The organism is Azorhizobium sp. AG788, assembly GCF_943371865.1.
Classification (GTDB): Bacteria; Pseudomonadota; Alphaproteobacteria; order Rhizobiales; family Xanthobacteraceae; genus Azorhizobium.
On sequence record NZ_CALRWL010000111.1, the window covers coordinates 1 to 3,385 of the forward strand.

The window sequence follows — 3,385 nt, forward strand, 5'->3', positions numbered from 1 at the left end:
CAACCCTCCCCCGCAAGGGGGGAGGGGGAGCGGCGCGCATGGCCGACGCCGCGCGTCCCGGTCCGGGGCGCGCGCAAACGTCTTCTCTCGCTTACGAGGGCGGGGGTGCCGCTACCGCGCGCCGGCGCCGAACGTCACGAAACCTGAAAGCCGGTCTCAGCCCCGCAGGCGCTTGGCGCGTTCGGGCAGCACCTGGTGGGTGATCCAGTTGCGGATCTCGGCGGTGCGCAAGTCCTTGGAGATCACCGCGCCGTCCACCCCATGGCGCCAGATCAAAGCGGCATTGCCGGGATCGCGCTCCAGCGCCTCCAGGTCGCCGATGAAATTGGCCTCCTCGTCCTCGTCGCGGAAGAAGCCTTCCACCACCAAGGACGGGCTGAGCCGGCGGAAGATCGCGGCCATCTCCCGGAACGGATATTCCGGGTGATACTGCACCCCCCAGGCGGTGCTCTTGCCGGCGACAAATTCGATCGCCTGCACCTGGGAATGGTCGTTGGTGGCCAGCAGCTTGGCGCCCTCCGGCAGGGTCTCCACCTCGTCCAGATGCACGGTCATGGCCTCGAACACCGGCGGCTTGCCGGCGAACATGGTGTGATCGCGGCCGTGCTCGGTGACCTGGATGCGGCGCCCGAACCCCACCTCGCGCCCGCGCGGATTGCGCCGGACCACGCCGCCGGCGGCGGTGGTGAGCAATTGCAGGCCCCAGCAGCTGCCGAAAATGGGCGTGCCGGTGTCGAAGGCGGTGCGCATCAGGTCGATCTGCTGCTCCACCGCCACGCCGCCATTGTAGATGTTCAGCGACGAGCCGGTGATGGCAATGCCGTCATAGCCTTCCAGGCTGGCGCCGTCGGGCAGATTGGCGCCGGGATCGGCGGGATAGCAGATGTCCACGGCGGCGGTGGGAGCGATCTCCCGCAGCAGCCGGGCATAGCCCTCGCTGGCCGCTTCGCCGCCGAACTCCACCTGCCGCGCGCGGGCTTCGGCGACATTGCCTTCGACGACCAGGAGACGGGGTGCGGGCATGGGAAACTCGGACACAGGATAGGACTGCAGCGCAGCATACCCTTCATTTTGACCAAAACGAGGGGAGCCCGCGCCTTTTCCGCAGCACAGGGCCGCGGCGGCCTCAGTCCCCCGGCCTCAATCCCCCAGCGTCGCCTCCAGGGTGCGGGCGGCGCGCTCCTTGCGCTCGTGCAGCAGCAGATAGATGCCCGAGGCCACCACGATGGCCGCCCCCGCCAGGGTCCAGCGGCTGGGCACCTGGTCGAACAGCAGCCAGCCCAGCGCGATCATGGCCACGATCTGGATATAGAGATAAGGCGCCAGCGTCGCCGCCGGGGCGCGGCGATGGGCCATGATCAGCAGCAGGTGCCCGCCGCCGGCGATCAGGCCCAATTCCAGCATGGCGCCATAGACCAGCGGCTCGGTGGGCGTTTCCCACAGGAACGGCAGCGGCAGCGAGGCGGCCACCGATCCCACCAGCGCCGAATAGAACAAGGTGGTGGGGGTGGAATCGGTCTTGGCCAGGATGCGGGTGGTGATGGAATAGAGCGCGTAGCACAGCGCCGCCGCCAGCGAGAGCAGGGCGGCGGGATGAATGCCGCCCGCGCCGGGCTGGGCCACCAGGAGGATGCCGGCGAAGCCGGCGGTGATGGCCACCCAGTGCCGCGCCCCCACCCATTCCCCCAGCATCGGCCCGGCGAACACCGCCACGAAGAACGGGGCCGAGAACATGATGGAGACGGTCTGGTCCAGTTGCAGGAATTGCAGCGCGGTGAAGTTCAGCGCCGTACAGGCGAACAGCAAGGCCGAGCGGCCCAGTTGCAGCCACGGCCGCCTGGTGCGCAGCAGGCCGGGCACGGTCCAGGGATTGATGACCAGCGCCGACAGCACGAAGTGGATCACGTAGCGCGCCCACACCACCATGGCCACGTTGATATGGCCGCCCAGCCATTTGGCGGTGGCGTCGGTGACCGCGAACGAGACCACCGCCAGGCACATGAGGCCGATGCCGGTGAGGCTGGACGGACCGGAAACCGACGCCGGGCGCACGGGCGCGTTCATCGCAGACCAAAGTGTGCGGGAGGGAATGGGTCGGCGTGAGCGGACGTGAACGCGAGCGCGGTGGCGTCTGGCATGCGTTCCCCCGAATCGGCCCGTCTGGACTGCGCGGCCTTAAACGTTTGAAGCCAAGGGATAACGCGCCCCGGCGGGGGAATGAAACAGACAATGCTGCATGCGCGGCGGCGCCGTGCATGCGCTCCGCGCGGGGCGGTGCGGCGGGTGCGCGGCGGTTGAACCCGCGCCCCCGCCGATGGTCAAACCATGGGGATCAGGCGTCTTCGTCCTCGTCCGCCGGCTCCACCTCGTCATCGACCCCATGGTCGGCGCCCAGCTTGGCGGCGAGGTTCTTCTCCACCTTGCGCAGCAATTTGCGCAGACGCTTGCGTTCCTTGTGGTCGAGGCCGCTGACGATGTCGCTTTCCAGGCTTTCCCAGATGCCGTCCACCCCGCTGCCGCGCTCGCGGCCCTCGGTGGTGAGGAACACCCGCACCAGCCGGCCATCGCCGTCGGTGGCGCGGCGCTCCACCAGGCCCTGGGTGGTGAGGCGGGCGATGGTCTTGGAGGCGGTGGGCGGGCGCACCCGCAAGGCGGAGGCCAGATCGCCCATGGTGCGGCCGTCTTCTTCCACCAGCAGCTTCAGCACCGATTCCTGCCCCGGAAACAGCCCCAGATCGTGCAGCAGGCGCGCCGACAGGGCGCGTTGCAGCCGGGCGGTGTGATTCAGGCGATAGCCGATGGTCTTCGCGATCGGATCTTTCATCCCATCCCCTCGTGCCGGAGCTCCGGCCGTTGCAGCCTTCCACAGGTCCCGCACGGGACGCCATGTCTTGACCTTGCGCCCCGCGCGCGGCCTGCGAAACGCAACCGCATCCCAGGGCATCGGCGTTTTCCCGTCTGGCCTTTGCGCCCGATGCGGGCGGTCAGGGGTGGATCGGAAGCTGGGCCGAACGGCGCAGCATAGCCTTATCCCCGCGCCGGCTTACAATTTTACAACAAGAGGCGGTTTTGGGTGGCGGATCTGCGGTTTATGCGCAGATGTCGCGGGATGCGCGCGCGGGCGTTGTGGGATGGGCGGGTGCAATTGGGCGGGGAGGGCGCTTGCGCACAGAGCGCGCGGGCGGTGTGGCGAGAGAGCGCGTGATTGGTGGCAGCCGTTTCACCCCCCTCCCCAACCCTCCCCCGCAAGGGCAGGGCTATCGCATATGGGCGAGGGCTCGGATGAGGTAGTCGTCTTCCCATGCGCAGCGCTTGAAGCGCCTTCGGATGGGGGTCTTTGGGTCGTCGATCCGGTTGGCGATGTTGAGGGCCCAGCGATTGACGA

General features: G+C 68.5%; 3 protein-coding genes. All 3 read right to left on the reverse strand.

Annotated features, from left to right (window positions below):
• Nucleotides 1-156: 156 nt before the first annotated feature.
• A complete protein-coding gene (locus AAG816_RS27605) occupies nucleotides 157-1,023 on the reverse strand; it encodes a type 1 glutamine amidotransferase (protein WP_341992917.1) in 867 nt (288 codons plus the stop codon).
• Nucleotides 1,024-1,140: 117 nt separating this feature from the next.
• Nucleotides 1,141-2,052, reverse strand: coding sequence for a DMT family transporter (locus AAG816_RS27610; protein ID WP_341992919.1), 912 nt, complete (start codon nucleotides 2,050-2,052; stop codon nucleotides 1,141-1,143).
• Between the two features lie 280 nt (nucleotides 2,053-2,332).
• Nucleotides 2,333-2,824, reverse strand: a complete 492-nt coding sequence (locus tag AAG816_RS27615) for a MarR family transcriptional regulator (protein WP_341992920.1) — start codon at nucleotides 2,822-2,824, stop codon at nucleotides 2,333-2,335.
• Between the last annotated feature and the right edge of the window lie 561 nt (nucleotides 2,825-3,385).